Below are 20,160 nucleotides of genomic sequence, written 5' to 3'. Positions count from 1 at the left end.
GGTCAGACCCCTGGGGTGAAGCTGCTCGACCAGATCTGCATCTGGTAGGTGATGTGGTCCCACACGCCGGTGACGAGCAGGATGCCGACGGCGACCAGCATGCCGCCGCCGATCCGCATGACCCAGGCGTAGTGGCGTTTGACCCACGTGAAGGCGCCCAGCGTACGGCGGAAGGCGACGGCGGCCACGATGAAGGGGACGCCGAGGCCGAGGCAGTAGAAGATCATCAGCAGGGCGCCGCGGCCCGCGCTGGCGTCGCTGATCGCGAGCGATTCCACCGCGCCGAGCGTCGGGCCGACGCAGGGCGCCCAGCCGAGGCCGAAGAGCACGCCGAGCAGCGGAGCGCCCGTCATGCCGACGCTCGGCCGGAAGTGGAAGCGGAACTCGCGCTGGGTGATACCGCCGACCAGGCCCATGAAGGCCAGCCCCAGCACGATCGTGAGGATGCCGAAGACGCGCATCAGCGTCTGCCGGTGCGCCTGGAGCTCCGAGCCGAAGTTGCCGAAGAGGGCGCCGGTGGAGACGAAGACGGCGCTGAAGCCGAGGACGAAGAGGGTGGCGCCGACCACCATCCGGCCGCGCTTGGCGTTGCCCAGGTCGGTGCCGGTGATGCCGGTCACGTAGGACAGATAGCCGGGCACCAGGGGCAGGACGCAGGGCGAGAAGAAGGAGATCAGCCCGGCGAACATCGCGATCGGTATGGCCGCGAGCAGCGCACCGGTGAGCACGGTCTGGCTCGGGTCCACCGCGAGCACGGTCTGGCTGGAGTCGGCCGCCAGGGCGGCCAGCGCGCCGGCTGCCACGTCACTTCTCCGCGGCGATGGGGTCGACCATCTGGCGCAGCTCGTCCTCGCTGAGAGCCTTCAGCGCGCGGACCGCGACCCGGCCCTGCCGGTCGATGACCAGGGTGGCCGGCAGGCTCTGCGGGTTGAGGCTGCCCTTGGGGAAGCGCAGGATCAGCTTGCCGTAGGGGTCGTAGAAGCTCGGGTAGGTGACCCCGAAGGTCTTGTCGAACCGCTGCGCGTTGGAGACGTCCAGGTCACGGGTGTTGATACCGAGGAACTGCACGCCCTTGGGCGCCTCGGCGGCGGCGACCGCGGCCAGGTTGGGGGCCTCGGCACGGCAGGGCGCGCACCACGAGCCCCAGATGTTGACCACGACGACCTTGCCCTTGTACGCCGCCAGGCTGTCCTGGCCGCCGGCCACGGTCTTGCCGGAGATGGCGGGCGCGGGCTTGCGGTCGGCGGGTTTCACCATGGTGATCTGGCCGCTGCCGCCGACGAAGTTGGAGCTGCCGCTCGACGAACCGGAGGAGCTGGAGGAACAGGCGGCGGCTGCCAGCGCCAGCACCACGACTCCGGCGAGCGCCGCGGCACTGCGGAACGGGCGGCGTCGGAGGGCGCGCGTAGGACTCATGTGAAAAGTTTCGCATGTGCCCTCGGGCGATCTTTTCCGCCCCCCGATACCGTCACCAAAAGCGGCAATCGCCCCAAGTAAGGAGCAGCTGTACGCCGGCTGTGCCCGGGCGGAAGGGACAGCCGGGCGCGCCTAGGCGGAGGGGACCACCGGCTGCGGCGGGGCGGAGGGGGCGACCGGCTGCGGCGGGGCGGAGGGGGCGACCGGCTGCGGCGGGGCGGAGCTGGTGGCGGGTGCCAGGAACTCGGCCCAGCCGCCGGGCGGCTGCTCACCGACCTCCAGCTCCTGCAGCCGGGCGACGACCGCCGGGTCCTGGGCGTCCAGCCAGTCCACGAACTGGCGGAAGGAGACCATCCGCACGTCCTTCTGGCCGAGCGAGGCGATGTGCTTGAACGCTTCTTCGACGGCGTCCATGTAGATGCCGCCGTTCCACTGCTCGAAGTGGTTGCCGATGAAGAAGGGGGCGCGGTTGGTCTCGTACGCCCGCTGGAAGCCGGCGACGTAGGAGGCGGTGGCCTGGCTGCGCCAGTACGGGTAGTTGCGGGGGTCGGAGGAGGTGGCCGCGTGGGACTGGTTGGCGAGCATGTTGTAGTCCATCGACAGCACTTCGAACGTGTGCCCGGGGAAAGGAATCAGCTGGAGCGGGAAGTCCCAGATGCCGTCGCGCTTGACCGGCCAGGTCTGGTTGCCGCCCGGGGAGCTGGCGTCGTACCGCCAGCCGAGGGCCTTGGCGGTCGGCAGCAGGTTGTCCTGGCCGAGCAGGCAGGGGGTGCGGCCGCCGATGAGTTCCTTCTCGTAGTCGAAGGGCAGCGGGTCCTGGTCGTGCCAGCCGGTGTTGGTCTTCCAGGAGGTGACGAAAGCTTTCGCCTGGTCGATCTCGCTCTTCCAGTCGGCGGGCGTCCACCGGCCGACGCTGCCGGTGCCGGCGCAGAAGTGGCCGTTGAAGTGGGTGCCGATCTCGTGGCCGTCGAGCCAGGCCTGGCGGACGTTGTCCAGCGTCATCCGGAGGTGCTCGTCGGTGAGGTAGCCGATGTCGCTGGCGCCGAGGGGGCTGTTCGGCGGGGCGTAGGCGAGCTTCTTCGCCTCCGGCAGCAGGTAGAGGCCGGAGAGGAAGAAGGTCATGTGGGCGCCGTGGTCGGCGGCGAGCTTGCGGAAGCGGGGGAAGAGGCCGTTGCCGACCTCGCCGGCGCCGTCCCAGGAGAAGATCACGAACTGGGGCGGGGTCTGGCCGGGCTCCAGGCGGTCGATCACCGGCTGGTTGGGCTGGGCGCCGGTGCTGGCGGTGGAGCCGTCGCCGATCAGCGTGACGGTACGGGCGGGCTCGTGGTTGGCGCTGGACTTCTCCCCGGTCTTGCGCACGCCGGGCGCAGGACCCGCCGCCTTGCCCCCGGTGGGTGCGCCGCACCCCGCGGCGGCCACGCCGGCGGCTGCGCCGGCTGCGGTGGTCAGCAAGGTCCTGCGGCTCAAGGCACTCATGCGCGTCCCCGTCCTTCTGCGTCTTCCGGCGTCTCCTCAGCGGATGAATTTTTTTGAACCCGAGCACCCGCCCTGAAGCTGACAGATTCCGCGCGGTCACCCCAAACCCAGCGGTTCCTTCTTATAACCCCCCAAACAGCCCACTAATATCACCACAACGCCAGCCCCTTGCGGCCCGCGATCACCCCCACGCCCGTCGTGGCGGGCCGCGCAGTTCCTCGCGCCCCTGGGAAGACGTACCGAAACGGGCCAGCCCCTTGCGGCATGCGATCACCCTCCCGCCCGTCGTGGCGGGCCGCGCAGTTCCTCGCGCCCCTGGTGGTGACCGTCCTCCGCGAAAGACCCGCCGAGCGGGCCCCCTCCGGCGGCCACCTCCGCGGAAGAGATGGACCATCAAGGGGCGCTGGGGGTACCCCCGGACGAAGTCTGGGGGAGGAACTGCGCGCGCAACCCGCCACCGGGCAGGGGACAGCCACCGGACCGGACCGTATCGGCCACGAACCCGGGCACCGTTCATCGCGAGCAGCGAGCAGGAGCAAGCAAGCCCCCCTCCCGCAGGCCAGAGGACAACCGGGGCCCCCGCGGTCGGCAGGCGGGCAACCGCAACGGGGCGGGGGCCGCGGGCCCCGCGGTCGGCGGGCAGGGGACCCAGAAGGGCGGGGTATGTCGGGGTCGCCCCCGGAGGGTCAGGCTCCGAAGGCCTTCTGCCCCCCCGGCACCGGCTTCGCGCCCGCGCGCAGATGCGGCGGGACGAGGTCGATCGCCGGCTCGCTGTAGCCGACCGAGACGATCCGGTCCCCCTCGTACGTGAAGGACGTGAGACTCGCCAGCGTGCACTGCCGCTTGCGCGGGTCGTGCCACAGGCGCCGCCGCTCCGCGTAGGACCGCACGATCCAGATCGGCAGCTGATGGCTCACGCACACCGCCTCGTGCCCCCGCGCCGCGTCCCGCGCCGCCGCGAGCGCCGCCGTCATCCGCACCACCTGGTCCACGTACGGCTCCCCCCAGCTCGGCTTGAAGGGATTGACCAGGTACTTCCAGTTCCGCGGGTTGCGCAGCGCGCCGTCCCCCACCCCGAAGGTCTTCCCCTCGAAGATGTTGGCCGCCTCGATCAGCCGCCCGTCCGTGGCGAGCTCCACCCCGTGCGACGCGGCGATCGGCTCCGCCGTCTCCTGCGCCCGCTCCAGCGGCGACGCCACCACGTAGCGGATGTCCCGCCCCGCCAGGTGCTCCGCGACACGGTCCGCCATCTGCCGCCCGAGCTCCGACAGGTGGTACCCGGGGGTGCGCCCGTAGAGCACCCCGCCGGGGTTGTGCACCTCGCCGTGCCGCACCACGTGCACCACGGTCAGTTCCTCGTCGCTCATGCGTGAGCCTCCGCTGCTGCACGCGCCGCAGCGGGCAACGCCGCGGCGATCCGCGCCACGGCCCGCTCGTCGTGTGCGGTGGACACGAACCAGGACTCGAACGCCGACGGCGGCAGATACACGCCCTGCGCCAGCATCGAGTGGAAGAAGCCGGTGAAACGGTACGCCTCCTGCCGCTTCGCGTCGTCGAAGTCCCGTACCTCCTGGTCGGTGAAGAAGACCGAGAACATGTTCCCCGCCACCTGCACCCGGTGCGCCACCCCTTCCTTGGTGAGCGCCTCCGTCACCAGCCCCCTGATCTCCGCGGAGACCGCGTCCACCGTCGCGTACGCCGCCTCGTCCAGCAGCCGCAGCTGCGCGAGGCCGGCCGCGGTGGCCACCGGGTTACCGGAGAGCGTGCCCGCCTGGTAGACCGGCCCGGCCGGCGCGAGGAGCGCCATCACATCGGCCCGCCCGCCGAACGCCGCCGCGGGGAAGCCGCCGCCCATCACCTTGCCGAAGGTCATCAGGTCGGGACGCACCCCGTCGATCCCGTACCAGCCGGCCCGGCCGACCCGGAAGCCGGTCATCACCTCGTCGGAGATGTACAGCGCGCCCGCTTCCGAACACAGCCGCTTGAGTTCGGCGTTGAAGCCGTCCCGCGGCGGGACCACGCCCATGTTGCCGGGCGACGCCTCGGTGATCACGCAGGCGATCTCGCCGGGGTGCGCGGCGAACGCCTGCCGCACCGCCTCGATGTCGTTGTACGGCAGCACGACGGTGTCACCGGCCTGCGCGCCCGTCACCCCTGGGGTGTCCGGCAACCCGAAAGTGGCCACTCCGGAACCCGCGGCCACCAGCAGGGCGTCCACATGACCGTGGTAACACCCCGCGAACTTGACCACTTTGGCCCGCCCGGTGAAGCCGCGGGCGAGCCGGATCGCGGACATGGTGGCCTCCGTGCCGGAGGACACCAGCCGTACCTGGTCCAGGGGCTCGATCCGCGCCACCATCGCCTCGGCCAGGGCGACTTCGCCCTCGCCAGGGGTGCCGAAGGACGTACCGCGGGCAACCGCCGCCTGTACCGCCTCGATCACCTCCGGGCGGGCGTGCCCGAGGATCATCGGCCCCCAGGAGCAGACGAGGTCGACGTACTCGCGCCCGTCCGCGTCGGTCAGATACGGGCCCCGGCCGGAGACCATGAAGCGTGGTGTTCCGCCCACCGCGCGGAACGCCCGGACCGGAGAGTTCACCCCTCCTGGGGTCACGGCCGCCGCGCGGTCGAAGAGTTCCTGGGACACTGGTGCCGCGTACGGGTAACTCGCGCGCGGCACAGCGTTCAGGTCGTTCGGGTCGTTCACGGGGTTCACAGGATCACTCACCCCCACATGCTCTCAAATGGCGGGCGTTGCGCCGCAACGTCTCAACACGGCATCTGAGACGATGATCGGGTTGCATGGTTGGGTCAGCGGATGGTCGGGTAGTGGAATGCAGCAGCGTGGTGGCGAACCGGGCGAGAGCCCGGGCGATCACGATCCCGAACGCGCCCGCCCCACCGGCAGACGCCGCCGAGCGCCGCAGGATCCGGCACCACAGGATCCAGTACCCAAGGATCCGGCACCACAAGATCCACACACACCTGAACACCGCAGTGCAGCAGAACGCGATCAAGAACACCACGAGCAACAGGAACCTCGCGCGGAGCGCGAACACCGCAGACCAGAACACCGATCGACCGCAGAGGGCAGGAGCAGGGGTGGCCGAGTGGGGGTGACCTACAAGTATTTCGGTGCGCCCGACGGGGCGACTGCGGCACGTGTCCCGATCTCCATGCGCCCCGAGGAGCTCGGCGGCGACGAACTCGGCCAGGGCATGTACACCAAGGTCAAGCCGGAGACGATGGCCGCCATGGTGCTGACCGGTATCGAGGGCATAGCCCCCTCCAAGGTCCCTCCGCTGGAGCTGGTCGTCCTGCACCCCGACTACGCGGTGGTACGGCTGCCGGCCTCCGTGGTCGAGCCGCTGCGGACCGCCGACGAGGAGTCGCTGGGCGCCGCGGCGTTCATCTGGTCCACGGTTCCCGACCGCCGCGGGCCGCGGGACGCGTTTGTGATCTACCGCATGCTGCACGAGTGGCAGGACTTCGCCCGCCGCTGCGAGGAGTCCGGGCACCAGCTCTACTGTCTGGTCTGGCCGTGACGCTTTACGAGCTTCGTCCGGTTTGCCTCTGGCGGATCCCCGCCACGTCCAGGACACGCAGCTGGGCCCGCCGCAAGCGGCGGTCAGAGGCCCTGTGGTAAAGTGGAGCGAGTTGCAGTTTTGGTACCCATGAACTCTGTGTGCGCCTGACGGGATGTGACCCTCGGGCGCATTTTTGTTTTCCGGCCTCCAGATGGGGTCAATGCAGCGACTTCGGGCCCGTAAAGTGCGGGCTTGGAAACTGCCCCTATCAAGAGGAGTCAGATATGGCAACCGGCACCGTGAAGTGGTTCAACGCGGAAAAGGGCTTCGGCTTCATCGAGCAGGACGGCGGCGGCGCTGACGTCTTCGCCCACTACTCGAACATCGCCACCCAGGGCTACCGCGAGCTCCAGGAAGGCCAGAAGGTCAGCTTCGACGTCACGCAGGGCCAGAAGGGCCCGCAGGCGGAGAACATCGTCCCGGCCTAGTCCCGGATCAGCACGACGGCTGGGTCCCGCACTTTCGGGCGCGGGGCCCGGCTTTTCTGCTGTTCTCCATGAATTGGTTTTCCATTCATTCATCTGTTCGGCTCGTTCTGCGAGTCTCCGCCCCTTCGGGACGCTGCGGAGTCATTCCTGGCACGCGCCGCCTTCGAGGAAGACTCCGCATATGAATGGCAAAGGCCGACGCACCTCATCGCGCTATTCGCCTCGCACCACATCGTCTGCCGCACCGGCGTCCGCGAGCTCTTCGGGCTCGCCCCGCCGCTCCGCTCCGAGCCGCCGGCCGTCCGCCGTCCAGGGTGAGTTCGCCCTGCCGGTGAGCACCACGCCGCCGCTGCCCGCCGTGGAGACCTTCGCCGCGCTGGACATGCCCGCGCCGCTGCTCGCCGAGCTGACCCGGCAGGGCGTCACCGTGCCGTTCCCGATCCAGGGCGCCACGCTGCCGAACTCGCTGGCCGGCCGGGACGTGCTGGGCCGTGGCCGTACCGGCTCCGGCAAGACGCTCGCCTTCGGCCTGGCGATGCTGGCCCGTACCGCGGGACAGCGCGCCGAACCCCGGCAGCCGCTGGCCCTGGTGCTGGTCCCGACCCGGGAACTGGCCCAGCAGGTCACCGACGCGCTCACCCCGTACGCCCGCACGCTGCGGCTGAAGATGACCACGGTCGTCGGCGGCATGTCCATCGGCCGGCAGGCCGGCGCGCTGCGGGAAGGCGTCGAGGTCGTCGTCGCCACCCCGGGCCGGCTGCGGGACCTCACCGAGCGCGGCGACTGCCGGCTCGACAAGGTCGCCATCACCGTCCTCGACGAGGCCGACCAGATGGCCGACATGGGCTTCATGCCGCAGGTCACCGCGCTGCTCCAGCAGGTGCAGCCGGGCGGCCAGCGAATGCTCTTCTCGGCCACGCTCGACCGGAACGTCGACAAGCTGGTCCGGATGTTCCTCACCGACCCGGTGGTGCACTCCGTCGACCCGTCGGCGGGCACCATCACCACCATGGAGCACCACGTGCTGCACGTGGCGGGTGACGACAAACGCGCCGCCACCATCCGCATCGCGGCCCGCGAGGGGCGCGTGATCCTCTTCATGGACAGCAAGCGCGCGGTGGACCGGCTGACCCGCGACCTGCTCGCCGGCGGTGTCCGCGCCGCCGCGCTGCACGGCGGCAAGTCGCAGCCGCAGCGCAACCGCACCCTGGCGCAGTTCAAGAGCGGCGATGTGACGGCGCTGGTGGCCACGAACGTCGCCGCCCGCGGCATCCACGTCGACGACCTCGACCTGGTGGTGAACGTCGACCCGCCCGCCGACCACAAGGACTATCTGCACCGTGGTGGGCGTACCGCGCGGGCCGGCGCGTCCGGCAGCGTGGTCACCCTGGTGCTGCCCGAGCAGCGCCGGGACATGGACCGGCTGATGCGCGACGCCGGGATCGCCCCGAAGACCGCCCAGGTGCGCTCCGGGGACGCCGAACTGGCCCGGATCACCGGCGCCCGGGTGCCGTCCGGCATCCCGGTCACCATCGCGGTGCCGGTCCCCGCCGCGCACCCCGGTGGCAGCGCCACCGCGCCGTCCGGCCGCGGCAGGCGCGGCCGGCGCCGCAGCGGCGGTACGGGCACGGGTACGGGCGCGGGCGCGGCCGGCAACGGCGGCCAGCAGCGCTCAGGGCAGGGGTCGGCCGGCGGGCGTACACCGTCCGGTTCCGGCGGCGGGCGGACCGCCGCCGGCGCCGGTGGCGGGCGTGGCGGCACCGCGGCTAACCGGACCGGCAACGGCACCGGCAGGACCGCGCGGCCCGAGCGGTCCCAGTCCCGCAGGCACGCCGCCTAGCGGCGGGGAACCCTCGCGTGATCGCATAAAGGCTGCATAAAGGCCCTGTGGCGAGTTCAGGCTTGACCCGCGAGCCGGCCGGATACCGGCCGGTTCCGGGTACGCTTGGCCGGGCCGAGGACATCTCGCATACCGGACTCATAGACGGTGTCATCCTGCGGTGAGTGGATACACCGGGTCCACGCGCCCGGGGACGGGTCCTGTCATGACCATCGATTCCTCCACCATGCACGAAACGTCGCCGCCGGGTTCCGGTGTGCCGGCCGGCGATCCCGAGGACACGGGCAGCGACTTCGCCCGGCTCGCGAAGCGCATGGCCACCTCGGGGCTGCTCAAGCGCCGCCCCGGCTACTACGTGACCCGCATCGGCGGCGTCGCGGTGCTGTACGCGGGCGCATGGACCGCGTTCGCCATAATCGGCAGCTCCTGGTGGCAACTGATCATCGCGGCCGTCCTCGGCGTGATGTTCTCCCAGATCGCGCTCGTCGCCCACGACATCGCGCACCGCCAGGTGTTCCGGCTCCGCCGGCCCAGCGAGGTGGCCGGCCGCATCGCCGGAAACCTCTGCGTGGGCATGAGCTACGGCTGGTGGCAGGACAAGCACACCCGCCACCACGCCAACCCCAACCACGAGGAACTCGACCCGGACGTCAACCCGGACGTCCTGGTCTGGTCCACCGACCAGGCGCGGGCGGCCCGCGGAGTGGCCCGGTTCGTCGGCCGCCGCCAGGCGTTCCTCTTCTTCCCGCTGCTCACGCTGGAGGGCATGAACCTCCATGTGGCCAGCGCCCGCGCCCTCTTCCGCCCGGTGTACAAGCAGCGCGTCCTCGAAGCGGTGATGCTCGGCGTGCACATCGTCGGCTACCTCGCCGTCCTGCTGCTGGTGCTCTCCCCCCTCCAGGCGCTCGCCTTCCTCGCCGTCCACCAGGCCGTCTTCGGCGTCTACATGGGCTGCACCTTCGCACCGAACCACAAGGGCATGCCGACGATGAAGGGCGACGACCGCCCAGACTTCCTGCGCCGGCAGGTGCTCACCTCCCGCAACGTCCGCGGCGGCTGGTTCATCGACCTGGCGCTCGGCGGTCTCAACTACCAGATCGAGCACCACCTCTTCCCGAGCATGCCCACCCCGCACCTGCGCCGCGCCCGCCCGATCGTGCAGCGGTACTGCGAGGAACTGGACATCAAGTACACCGAGACCGGGCTGATCTCGTCGTACGCCCAGGCCCTGCGGCACCTGCACGAGGTCGGCGCACCGCTGCGCGCGCTGCGCGCGAACCCCTCGGTGTAGGGGGCGGCCGGCCGCGGGCCGGACCGGCCCGCGCGGATTCTGCCCGGGTGTCACCACTGCCGCGAACATGAGAGTGTGGCAGTCCGGCTCCACCCCTCCGTCCCCTTGCTGAGGCATGATGCGCGTGACGATCGCCCGCCGACACTTCTACTTCCACCGGAACGAGGTGGAGGAGGCGATGAACGGCGTCACCCCCGAGCCCGTCACGGGGGTATCGGTCGAGATCGGCGGCGTCAGCTACCCGGTCATGCAGGTGGGTGCGGTCCTCACCCGGCAGGACCGGCGGGACTTCAGCTCCGGTGAGGTGCAGCGGGCGATGGCCGCACTCGGGTTCCCCTGCCGGACGTCCGTCGAGTGATCCGGCGGGACCGGTGACCCGGCAGGACGGATGACGAAGCGGGCCCGGAGTGCCGCGTGCTCACAGAGCGCGCACCGCACTCCGGGCCGACCGCTGTCCGGTCCCGGTCAGGGCGCCGGTCTGCGCTCCGGCACCGGGCCCAGGCGCACGAACGCCTTGGTGAGGTTGTGCTTGAGGACCCGGGCCAGTGGCTGTTCGATCAGCCGGTGGATGGCGTAGGCGAACAGCAGCCCCGCCAGGATCAGCCCGCCGACCAGCAGCCGGGCGTCCACCCGGTCCTGCAGCCGGTTGATCAGGATGGTGCCTGCCGAGTAGTGGATCAGATAGAAGGGGTAGGTCAGCGCGCCCGCGGTGACCAGCCACTTCCACTGCAGGCGGTCGGTGAGGCCGAGCGCCACTCCCACCATGAAGAGCAGGAAGAGGGTGTAGATCAGCAGCGCCCCGCGCCAGCCGGAGACATGCTCCACCGTGCTGATCCGGTTGCCCAGTTCGTTCTGCGCCATCAGCCAGGAGAGCGCGAGGATGCCCCACAGCAGCATGTCCTGGCCGAAGCGGTACATCAAGAAGAGCGCGAGGCCCGCGATGAAGTACCAGGCCCCGTCGGGGTCGGCGAACAGCACCAGCATCGGGAACCCGGACGCCGGCGCGACCAGCGCCAGCGCGCCCCAGACGCAGCAGAAGAGCACCACCCTGCGGTAGGTGAGCCCGAAGGCGACCACGATCAGGAAAACCAGGTAGAAGCGCAGTTCCGACCAGAGCGTCCAGTACACCCCGTCCACGCTGGGCAGCTGCGCACCGGACTGGAACATCGACAGGTTGAAGAGGACCAGTTGCGGTCTGGGCTTCGGCCATACGCCCGGCACCATGGTGACCACCACGGCGGTGAACAGGACACCGAACCAGTACGCCGGGTAGAGCCGGATCACCCGGGAGACGAAGAAGTCCCGCGGCCGGCGGCCCCAGCAGGACATGCAGATCACGAAGCCGCTGATGACGAAGAAGATCTCGACGCCCACCCAGCCGTACGCGGCGATCCGGAAGACCGTCGGCATGATCGCCGAGACCGGCCGGTCCCAGATGTTGCTGCGCGGGCTGTTCGCCCGGTCGGTGCCGGCGTAATGGTGCAGGGCCACCGCGACGGCGGCCAGCAGGCGCAGTCCGTCCACCACGTAGATACGGGGGCGGCGGCCGGGTGGCGCGGGCCCGGCGGGTTGCGGCGCTCCGGCGGGAACGGGCACCGCCGTGGGGTGGGTCGCGGACGGAGACGCCGGCTCGGCGCCGGACTCCGGGACGTCCGGGGGCGCCGGGCCTGAGCTGTCGGCGCCCGCCGCCGCCCCGGAGCCGCGCGGCCATTCTCCGGTACTGCTCTTTACCGCGTGTTTCATGGACCGTCCTCGTCAGTCAATTGCGGACATGGTCCGCCTGCCTGCCGCCCGGTTCAGCGGAATCCGCCGTTCCGAAGGACCCCGACAACCTACGACAGCGACCTGTCAATCCGCAGGAGGGGGGTGGCGGCGCGGCAGAGTTAACCCAGGCTTCGCCCCCGAAACACCGCCCGGCGGCTCCCGCTTGCCTGCCCGTCACCTCCCGGCCATCCGGGCGGCACCGGCCGACCACCGATGCCTGGGATCCGCCCGGTTCGTACCCGTCCGGGCGCCGGGCGGCGCCCGGACGGGCCCGCCTATGCTGAAGCGGGCAGGCCCGAACGGCCGGCACCGCAGGACGTACGACGAAAGGCAGCCGCGCATGACCCCCCGCCCCCGTACCGCAGTGGTCACCGGAGCGAGCAGCGGCATCGGCGCCGCGACCGCACGCCGGCTGGCCGAGGCCGGCTACCACGTCGTCCTCACCGCCCGCCGCGCCGACCGCCTCGACGCGCTGGCCAAGGAGCTCACCGCCGAGGGCCGCAGCGTCGCCGTACAGACCCTGGACGTCACCGACCGCGCCGCGGTGGACGCCTTCGCCGCCTCCCTCGACGCCTGCGACGTGCTGGTCAACAACGCCGGCGGCGCCCTGGGCACCGACCCGGTCGCCACCGCCGACCCGGCCGACTGGCGCACCATGTACGAGGTCAACGTGCTCGGCGTGCTCCATGTCACCCAGGCCCTGCTGCCCGCCCTGACCGCGTCCGGCGACGGCACGGTCGTGATCATCTCCTCCACCGCGGGCCTGGGGACGTACGAGGGCGGCGGCGGTTACGTGGCCGCCAAGCACGGCGCCCATGTGATCGCGGAAACGCTCCGCCTGGAAATCGTCGGCCGCCCGGTGCGGGTGATCGAGATCGCCCCCGGCATGGTGAAGACCGACGAGTTCGCGCTGACCCGCTTCCGCGGGGACGCGGACCGCGCCGCCGCCGTCTACGAGGGCGTGGCCGAACCGCTCACCGCGGACGACGTCGCCGACACCGTCGCCTGGGCGGTCACCCGCCCGCCGCATGTGAACGTGGACCTGCTGGTGCTGCGCCCCCGCGCACAGGCCAGCAACTACAAGGTCCACCGCGACAAGTGACCCCATCCCACCCCGACTCCCCCGCCCCCCACGGGAGTTGAGACCGGCGTACCGGACCGCTCCGGACCGTCGTAGAGTGTGCGCACTCAGCGACGGGGGGCCGCGGCGTGATCACCGAGCCGGAGATGGCGGGCGACCCGCAGCCGGGTCCGCCCGCCGACGTCCTCAGCGGCGCCGGCGAACCACCGCCGGCCGGCCGCGCGGGCGCGCGGTGGCGGCCGTGGCTGTGGGCGCTCGGCGGGACCGTGGCCGCCTCCGCGGTCTGGGCCGGCGTCCTGCACAGCCCGGCCGACGACCATGCTTCCGCGCCTGACCTGCACGGATATCACCTGACCAGTGATCCGTGCACCACGCGGAACCTCCAGCCGCTCACCGGTGTGCTGAGCACCCGGCTCTACTCGGACGGCGCGCTGATCACCAGGGGTCCGGCCCTGACGAAGCTCTCCTGCACCCTGATCTCCCTGCAGAGCGGCGACGACGGCCCGCGGACCGACTACACGATCTCGCTGAGCGTCACCCTGCATGAGAAGACCGACCCGCGGACCGAGTTCGAGGACACCAGCCGCTTCAAGCCCCCCATCCGGGTGCCGGCGCACGACCCGGGGGGCGACTACATCAGCCTCTACCCGTCGGACGACGCCGCCGAGCGCGATACGGTGACGCGTCCGCTGGGCGGGCTCGGGGACCGCGCGTTCCTCTCCACCAGCGCCAACCGCCGGACGCTGGAAGTCCTGCACGGCGGCGCCGTCTTCACGCTCGACATCAGCTCTTCCATCGTCCTGGCCGGCACCGCGGACCCGTCGGGCGGGTCGGCTGCGCCGCCGGCCGACGGTGCCGGTGTCGACGCGGCGCTCCCGGCGACCATGCGGCACCTGATGAGCGTGCTGTCGCGCTGACCGCGGCGGCCGGGGCTCAGGCGGGCGGTGCGTCCTCGGCGGCCGTGGCTCAGGCGGGCGGGCGGTGTGTCTTCGCCGGCCGGGGCTCAGGCGGCCGGGCAGCTGTCCGCCGAGCGGGTCACCCGCCATCCCTCGCCGACCACGCTGACGGTCACGGCGCCCGGGTCGGCGATCCGCGGGGCGCCCGGAGCGGTCGGCACCGCGGTGGGAACGGCCTTCCCCGGGACGGTTTCACTCGGGAAGGTCCTCCTCGGGACCGCGCCGAGGCGGGTCGGTGCGGAGTCCGCCGCCTTCCCGGACGCGGTATCCGGGCCTGCGGTGAAGGCCGCGCCGGCCGTGCAGACGAGTTGCAGCACCGCGATCGCGCCGAGCCGGGGGGCGTCCTTGGGCAGGGTGACAAGGACGCCGCCGGAGGTCGTGAAGACGCTCGGCGGGGCGGAGAAACGGGGCAGCTCGGTGCCGAGCTTCGGCTGCTCGTACTCCTCGGGGCCGCCCAGCAGCAGGGCAACGGCGGTGGCCGGGTCGACGGGAGCGGCCGTACGGCGGGGGACGGCGACGAGGGTGGCGTCCTCGCCGCGGGCGACGAAGTAGAGGGTGGTGGCCGGAGACATCCCGGTGGCGGGCGCCCCGGCCTGGATGACGCCGGAGGGCGGGACACCGCAGGCGGTCAGGCCCAGCAGGACGGCGAGCCCGAGCCACTTCAGCAGCGGGCCGGTCATGACAGGTCCAGCGGGAATTCGACGGTGAAGACCGCGCCGCCGCCCGGACGGTTCGCGGCCCGGACGCTGCCGCCGTGCAACTGGACGTTCTCGGCGGTGATCGCCAGCCCGAGCCCGCTGCTCTCGCTGCGGGTCCTGGTGGTGTCCGCCTTGTAGAAGCGCTCGAAGATCTGCGGCAGCGCGCCCGGCGCGATGCCGGGGCCGTTGTCGGTGACCTCGATGACGACCCACGCCCCTTCCGGTCCTTCGTCCCTGACGCCGAGCGAGAGCCGTACCGGCGGCGCCCCGTGCCGCAGCGCGTTGCCGACGAGATTGGCCACGACCACGTCGAGCCGGCGCGGATCGACCCTTGTCCGCAGCGCCGCGGGCAGCTGCGTCTCCACCTCGCCCAGCCAGCCGCGCGACGCCAGCGTGCGCCGTACGGACTCGGCCAGGTCGATCTCGTCCAGGTTGAGCCGGGCGGCGCCTGCGTCGAAGCGGGAGATCTCCATCAGGTCGTTCACCAGCCGGGCGAGCCGCCCGGTCTCCTGGCTGATCAGCCGCACCGCGTCGGCGGTCTCCCGGTTCAAGTGCGGCGCCTCCTCGTCGAGTACGTCGGTGACCGCCGACATCGCGGCCAGCGGGGTGCGCAGTTCGTGGGAGACGTCCGCGACGAATCTGCGGGCCTGCGCCTCCAGCCGGCGCAGCTCGGTGACGGACTGCTCCAGCGCGGCCGCGGTGTCGTTGAACGACCGCGACAGGTCGGCGAGCTCGTCGGAGCCGTTGACCGCCAGCCGTACGTCCAGGTGCCCTTCGGCCATCCGCCGGGTCGCGCGGCGCAGGGCGCGTACCGGCCGCAGCACCCCGCTGGCGGCGAGCAGCGCCAGCAGGACGGCGACCAGCAGCGCGGACAAGGTGGCGTGCTCGATGGCGGTGATCATCGCCCGTACGTACGCCTGTTCCGTGCTCTGCGGCACGATCAGGTAGAACACGACCCCGGAGAGCGCCGAGACGCTGGTGTCGTTCCCGCCGTAGGCGACCGGCAGGCCGACCACGAGGACCGGCTGCCCGTCCGCGTCCACCCGCTGGAAGACGGCAGCGCGCCGGGTGGCGACGGACTCGCGCAGTTCCGGGGTCAGTTCGGCGAAGGCGTCCGCCGGGGCGGCGAGCGCGCGGGTGCCGCCGTAGGTGGCGAGCACCTGCCAGCCCTGCGACTGGTGGGCCCGGGCCACCGCGGACACCAGATTCTGCAGGTCGTTCTGGGTCGGGGCGGGCGGGATGCCGGGGGCCAGGCTGTCGATGCTGTCCCGGAACTGCTTGATGACGGCGTCCTGGCTCTGCTGCAGCACGCCGGTCCTGGCCTCGCGGAAGGCGAGCAGGCCGGTGCTCAGGGCGCTGACCACGGCGACGATGGCGAAGCCGACGACGAGGCGGAAGCGGAGGCCGCGCAGGGCGAGCAGGGTTCTGGCGGCGAGGCTGGGTTCGGCGGGGGTGGCGTTGATGGGAGCGCCGTTAATGGGGGTGCCGTTGGCGGGGGCCGGGCCGGCGGGGGCGGTTGACGCGTGCGCGGCGGGTGCCCGGCCGGTGGGGGCGGGGGCCGGCCGGCCGGGGGTCACGGTGCGGGGGGTCATCGTGCGGGGCTCACTGGGAGCGGAAGCGGTAGCCGAAGCCGCGTACGGTCTGGATGTAGCGCGGGTCCCCGCCCAGCTCCCCGAGCTTGCCGCGCAGCCGCTTCACGCAGGCGTCCACCAGCCGGATGTCCCCGTGGTAGCTGTGCTCCCAGACCGCTTCCAGCAACTGCTGCCGGCTGAGCACCTGTCCGGGCGCCGCGGAGAGCGTCAGCAGCAGCCGCAGCTCCGAGGGGGCGAGCGGGACGCGTTCGCCGTGGTGGGAGACGACCAGCCCGGCCCGGTCGATGGTCAGGTCGCCGTGGGTCTCCGGCCGCGGCCGGACCGCCTCGGACGGGGACGGGTTGAGCCGGCGCAGCACCGCGCGTATGCGGGCGTCGAGCACCCGGGCCTGGACCGGCTTGACCACGTAGTCGTCCGCGCCGGCCTCCAGGCCGACGACCACGTCCACGTCGTCGCCCCGGGCGGTCACCATGATGATCGGGACCTGGTCACGCTCCCGGATCCGCCGGCACACGTCGAGCCCCGCGATGCCGGGGAGCATCAGGTCGAGCACGACCACGTCGGGGCGGAAGGAACGGAGCCGTTCCAGGCCCTCCTCGCCGGTCCCGGCGGCGCAGACGTCGTGTCCCTGGTGCCGTAGCGCGAGCTGTACGCCCTTGCGGACGGCAGGGTCGTCTTCGACGAGGAGGACTCGGGACATGCGGCCAGTATGCGCGAGCGGGGTGAAGGGGTGACCGGAAGATGCAGCTCAGGGGGCAGCCGTTACAGAAGGATCACACTCGGGCGGGGGCGGGTACGTCGGACGGGGCGGCAGCGCGGCGGGAGCCGGGTGAGGGCGGGGTCGGGGCGGGGCGGCGGCCCGGGGCCGGTCGGCGTTACCGTCTCGTGACCCTTTGCGCCACGGGCGATCACCTCGGGCCTCCACCGTGAACGGTCATGCACTCCGCACCGAAACCGCGCTCCGCCTCGCACGCGCACCCTCGCAGACGTCCCCGCCGAGCCGCCCTGATCGGCACCCTGCTGGCGCTCGGCCTGCTCGGCACGGTGATCGTCTTCTTCAACGGCGGGCGGACCGACGCGGCGAGCACGTCCGCGGCCGGCGCGGTGCCGACGGGCCCGGCGACTTCTCCGGCCTCTCCGGCCTCTCCGCTCTCTCCGGCCTCTCCGGCTTCTCCGGCTTCTCCGGATTCGGTGAGCCCGCGACCGTCCGGTACCGGTGCGGCGCCCGGCACCTCCTCGCCGGCGCCGTCGCGGAAGCCCACTCCGCCGGGCGCCGGGCCCACAGCCGGCAACGGGAAGTTCCGTACCGCCCGGGCGGCGGGCACCTCCGTCGGCCGGGGGACGGTCCGCCGTTACAAGGTCCAGGTCGAGGACGGCAGCGGTGTCCCGGCCACCGCCGCGGCCGACGAGATCGCCGGCATCCTCGCCGACCCCCGCGGCTGGACCGCCGACGGCCACGACGCCTTCCAGCTGGTCTCCGGCGGCAGCTACGACTTCGAGATCAAGATCGCCACCCCCGGCACCGTGGACGCCATCTGCGGCGCGGCCGGCCTGCACACCCACGGCGAGGTCAACTGCGATGTCGGTGACCAGGTCGTGGTCAACCTCAAGCGCTGGAACACCGGCTCCCCCGAGTTCCCCGGCCCGCTCCACGAGTACCGCGCGCTGATCATCAACCACGAGGTCGGCCACCGTATCGGCCACGGCCACGAGGGCTGCCCCGGCCCCGGCCGCCCGGCCCCCGCGATGATGCAGCAGATCGACGGCCTCCACGGCTGCACCCCCAACGCCTGGCCCTACGACCGCCAGGGCCGCTACCTCTCCGGCCCACCCGTCCCGTAGGCCGAAACGGCTCGGGGCGGGTGGGCCGGGTGGCGGGTGGCCGCGGGTGGGGGGATCCGGGGTGCGGACACCCGCCGGGTGGGGGGTCAGCTGTGGGAGACGGTGAGGGTGTAGAAGGCGACGCGGGCGCCGTTGGTGGTGCTGTCGGAGGAGGACTGGTTGTAGGAACCGGCCTTGAAGTACTGCTTGTAGGGGTTGAAGGAGGACGGGATCGCGTAGTGCGTGGTGGTGCCGTTGACCGTCAGGTCGATCGTGTTGCCGCCGGAGACACCGATCGTGTAGCTCCACTTCGTGCCGACCGCGACGTGGCCCACCGGGTGCGTCGTCTGGCCGCCCGAGGGCGAGTTCTCGACGCCCGCCACGATGTCGCCGTTGGAGTGGTAGTACAGCTCGATCAGCGGCTTGGTGGACGTGCCGCCCGAGCCGAGGTGGATCTGCCCGACGCAGACGTTCGACGTCACGGACACCACGCGGAGCGACGCGTTGAGCCGGTGCGTACCGGCCAGCGACCAGTCGGCGGCGCTGCCGTTGGTGTTCATCTCCCGCAGCTCGGACCGGGCGTAGTTGGAGTTCGGCGTGGTGACGCCCTTCTCCGGCGCCCAGAACGTCATCGCGCCGTCGGACCCGTCGGTGTAGAAGTACTGGTCCTGGAAGCCGCCCGCCCCCTGCAGCCGCGACGACGAGATCGTGGTCGGCGAGCCCGGCGACCCCACCGGCTCCTGCAGCTCCCAGACCGACAGGTTGAAGTTGCCGCCGGGCGCGACCGACGTGTTGAGCCCGCCGGACGGAGGTGTGCTGCCGCCGGGCAGCGTCCACAGCTGGTTGGACGCCCCGGTGCAGGTCCAGATCTGGAGCTGGTTGCCGTTGGCCGTGGACTTGTCGGTGACGTCCAGGCACTTGCCCGACGCGGTGTTGACCAGTTCGCCGTTGCTCACGGTCCACTGCTGCGCACCGGTGCCGTTGCAGTCGTAGAGCTGGACCTTGGCGCCGCTGGCGGTCGACGCGCCGGTCACGTCCATGCACTTGCCCAGCGCCCGGATCGAGTTGTCGGAGTTGCCGACCGTCCAGTTCTGCGCGCTGCTGCCGTTGCAGTCGTACGTCTGCACGTGTGTGCCGTTGGCCGTGGACGCACTGGCCACGTCGACGCACTTGCCGCCGAGCCCGACGATGGGGCCCGCGGTTGCCGCGGAGGCACTGCTGTTGCCGAGCACGCTGAGCGTTCCGGCGACGCCTGCGGCAGTGGCCACCGCGAGGAGCTTGGTGCGACGTTTCATGTGGGGTCCTTAGACACGTAGTGGGGGAATGGTCTAGTCCAAGGGTGCGCCACTGTTGAATAACATGCCGGTGCCACGGCGTCAACGGGCCCTGTCGTTCGGTGGGTTCGCGTGAGCGGGGGGCCTGGGCGGTGAGCGGGGGGTCCGCCGGGGCGGGGCGGGCGCGTTCGGCGGCCGGGCGAACAGGTGGACGGCCGCGTGTGGCGGCCGGGTGGGGCCGCCAAACCGGGGGTCCCCGCCCCCCCGAACAACGCCGCCACCTGAACCGGTCGGAACGCAGGGCCGTCCGCGGGCCGGCGCCGCACCGAGCCCCGCTCCATCCACCCACCCGCACAAGGCAGTTGCCACCCCGCGGCCCCGCCGTGGCCGAGCGCGCAGTTCCCCGCGCCCCTGACGGGGCACCGGCCACGCGAACGGTCGACCCGGCACGGACCGGCCCGGTCACAGCTACTACGCCGGGACCAACGAGACGAACACCGCGCAGAAGGCGACCACCGCGCCCAGGAAAGCTAGCGCGGCCACGGTGCTCGCCGCGGTTCTGGCGCCCCGTGGCGGGATCGCCGTGGCCTTCCCCGGCCGGGCGGCGGTGTAGTGCACGGTGACGTAGTCGCCCTCCACGACGGTTGCTGGACCGTTCCGCTCCTCGAAGCGGACCTGAAGGCCCTCGGCGGTGGTGAACCCGTACACATGGTGCCGCGTACTGCCGTTCTCACCGTGCGTGCGGTACGCCCGCAGGCACCGCGCCTCCGCGGTGAGCCCGCTGCGCCACGCAGCGCGCAACTCCATCGCCCGCCGTACCACCCGGTACGCCGTCCCCACCGCCATGACCGCGATCAGCGCGGGCACCGCATGCAACAGCCCCATCCCGCTCCCCCGTTGCTCCCCCGCCCGCCCCAACGGCCCGGCGTACGCGGG

The 20,160-nt window shown here is 71.9% G+C and carries 18 protein-coding genes and 2 pseudogenes; 8 read left to right on the top strand and 12 right to left on the bottom strand.

Features of this window, described 5'->3' with window-relative positions:
* Positions 1-2: 2 nt before the first annotated feature.
* The 5 genes from OG552_RS21180 to hemL form a co-directional block, all read right to left on the bottom strand.
* Entirely contained in the window at positions 3-803 is an 801-nt protein-coding gene (locus OG552_RS21180; RefSeq protein ID WP_443070987.1) for a cytochrome c biogenesis CcdA family protein, read from the bottom strand.
* A gap of 1 nt (position 804) precedes the next feature.
* Positions 805-1,416 (bottom strand): TlpA family protein disulfide reductase, encoded by a 612-nt coding sequence (locus OG552_RS21175; protein WP_329135233.1) that lies wholly within the window; start codon positions 1,414-1,416, stop codon positions 805-807.
* A gap of 132 nt (positions 1,417-1,548) precedes the next feature.
* Positions 1,549-2,892, bottom strand: a complete 1,344-nt coding sequence (locus tag OG552_RS21170) for a hypothetical protein (protein ID WP_329135231.1) — start codon at positions 2,890-2,892, stop codon at positions 1,549-1,551.
* Between the two features lie 686 nt (positions 2,893-3,578).
* The gene (locus OG552_RS21165) at positions 3,579-4,259 is read right to left on the bottom strand and encodes a histidine phosphatase family protein (RefSeq protein WP_329135229.1); all 681 of its coding nucleotides are present in this window, start codon (positions 4,257-4,259) and stop codon (positions 3,579-3,581) included.
* Positions 4,256-5,572, bottom strand: a complete 1,317-nt coding sequence (gene hemL / locus OG552_RS21160) for a glutamate-1-semialdehyde 2,1-aminomutase (RefSeq protein WP_329140972.1) — start codon at positions 5,570-5,572, stop codon at positions 4,256-4,258. Before hemL ends, OG552_RS21165 begins: the two co-directional genes overlap by 4 nt.
* Before the next feature lie 436 nt (positions 5,573-6,008).
* On the opposite strand from hemL, the gene OG552_RS36475 reads away from it, so the two are divergent.
* The 5 genes from OG552_RS36475 (at position 6,009) to OG552_RS21135 (ending at position 10,396) form a co-directional block, all read left to right on the top strand.
* Complete coding sequence (locus OG552_RS36475; RefSeq protein ID WP_093735943.1) at positions 6,009-6,437, top strand: hypothetical protein; 429 nt, start codon at positions 6,009-6,011, stop codon at positions 6,435-6,437.
* Positions 6,438-6,703: 266 nt separating this feature from the next.
* Positions 6,704-6,907 carry a cold-shock protein gene (locus OG552_RS21150; RefSeq protein WP_329135225.1) on the top strand — a complete coding sequence of 68 codons (204 nt, stop codon included), beginning with the start codon at positions 6,704-6,706 and terminating at the stop codon, positions 6,905-6,907.
* Between the two features lie 181 nt (positions 6,908-7,088).
* Positions 7,089-8,747, top strand: coding sequence for a DEAD/DEAH box helicase (locus OG552_RS21145; RefSeq protein ID WP_329135223.1), 1,659 nt, complete (start codon positions 7,089-7,091; stop codon positions 8,745-8,747).
* A gap of 205 nt (positions 8,748-8,952) precedes the next feature.
* Positions 8,953-10,038: a fatty acid desaturase family protein gene (locus OG552_RS21140; protein ID WP_443070986.1), complete on the top strand. Its 1,086-nt coding sequence runs from the start codon at positions 8,953-8,955 to the stop codon at positions 10,036-10,038.
* Positions 10,039-10,156: 118 nt separating this feature from the next.
* Entirely contained in the window at positions 10,157-10,396 is a 240-nt protein-coding gene (locus OG552_RS21135) for an SCO5918 family protein (protein ID WP_329135221.1), read from the top strand.
* A 107-nt stretch (positions 10,397-10,503) separates the two neighbouring features.
* Here OG552_RS21135 and OG552_RS21130 read toward each other — a convergent pair whose 3' ends face one another.
* Positions 10,504-11,781, bottom strand: a complete 1,278-nt coding sequence (locus OG552_RS21130) for an acyltransferase family protein (protein WP_329135219.1) — start codon at positions 11,779-11,781, stop codon at positions 10,504-10,506.
* Between the two features lie 361 nt (positions 11,782-12,142).
* On the opposite strand from OG552_RS21130, the gene OG552_RS21125 reads away from it, so the two are divergent.
* Together OG552_RS21125 and OG552_RS21120 are read left to right on the top strand one after the other, a co-directional pair.
* A complete protein-coding gene (locus OG552_RS21125; protein ID WP_329135217.1) occupies positions 12,143-12,904 on the top strand; it encodes an SDR family NAD(P)-dependent oxidoreductase in 762 nt (253 codons plus the stop codon).
* 107 nt (positions 12,905-13,011) lie between these two features.
* On the top strand, positions 13,012-13,800 hold the full coding sequence (locus tag OG552_RS21120) for a hypothetical protein (protein ID WP_329135215.1): 789 nt from the start codon (positions 13,012-13,014) through the stop codon (positions 13,798-13,800).
* Positions 13,801-13,886: 86 nt separating this feature from the next.
* Here the strand turns inward: OG552_RS21120 and OG552_RS21115 are convergent, their stop codons facing one another.
* From OG552_RS21115 to OG552_RS21105, 3 genes are read right to left on the bottom strand one after another with little or no spacing between them, the layout of a single operon-like run.
* Positions 13,887-14,519, bottom strand: coding sequence for a hypothetical protein (locus OG552_RS21115; RefSeq protein ID WP_329135213.1), 633 nt, complete (start codon positions 14,517-14,519; stop codon positions 13,887-13,889).
* Positions 14,516-16,129 carry a sensor histidine kinase gene (locus tag OG552_RS21110; RefSeq protein ID WP_329135212.1) on the bottom strand — a complete coding sequence of 538 codons (1,614 nt, stop codon included), beginning with the start codon at positions 16,127-16,129 and terminating at the stop codon, positions 14,516-14,518. The genes OG552_RS21115 and OG552_RS21110 overlap by 4 nt, the downstream gene beginning before the upstream one ends.
* Before the next feature lie 10 nt (positions 16,130-16,139).
* Positions 16,140-16,829, bottom strand: a complete 690-nt coding sequence (locus OG552_RS21105) for a response regulator transcription factor (RefSeq protein WP_329135210.1) — start codon at positions 16,827-16,829, stop codon at positions 16,140-16,142.
* Positions 16,830-17,065: 236 nt separating this feature from the next.
* On the opposite strand from OG552_RS21105, the gene OG552_RS21100 reads away from it, so the two are divergent.
* The gene (locus OG552_RS21100) at positions 17,066-17,971 is read left to right on the top strand and encodes a DUF3152 domain-containing protein (protein WP_329135207.1); all 906 of its coding nucleotides are present in this window, start codon (positions 17,066-17,068) and stop codon (positions 17,969-17,971) included.
* Positions 17,972-18,057: 86 nt separating this feature from the next.
* On the opposite strand, the pseudogene OG552_RS36470 reads toward OG552_RS21100, so the two are convergent.
* From OG552_RS36470 to OG552_RS21090, 3 genes and pseudogenes are all read right to left on the bottom strand, one after another.
* Positions 18,058-18,738, bottom strand: a pseudogene (locus tag OG552_RS36470) (polysaccharide lyase family 7 protein); the annotation flags it as partial.
* 51 nt (positions 18,739-18,789) lie between these two features.
* Positions 18,790-19,245: pseudogene (locus OG552_RS36465) on the bottom strand (ricin-type beta-trefoil lectin domain protein); the annotation flags it as partial.
* Between the two features lie 450 nt (positions 19,246-19,695).
* Positions 19,696-20,109 carry a DUF3592 domain-containing protein gene (locus OG552_RS21090; protein ID WP_329135203.1) on the bottom strand — a complete coding sequence of 138 codons (414 nt, stop codon included), beginning with the start codon at positions 20,107-20,109 and terminating at the stop codon, positions 19,696-19,698.
* Between the last annotated feature and the right edge of the window lie 51 nt (positions 20,110-20,160).

Source organism: Streptomyces sp. NBC_01476 (genome assembly GCF_036227265.1).
GTDB lineage: Bacteria > Actinomycetota > Actinomycetes > Streptomycetales > Streptomycetaceae > Actinacidiphila.
This window is presented reverse-complemented; position numbering and strand designations above follow the sequence as displayed.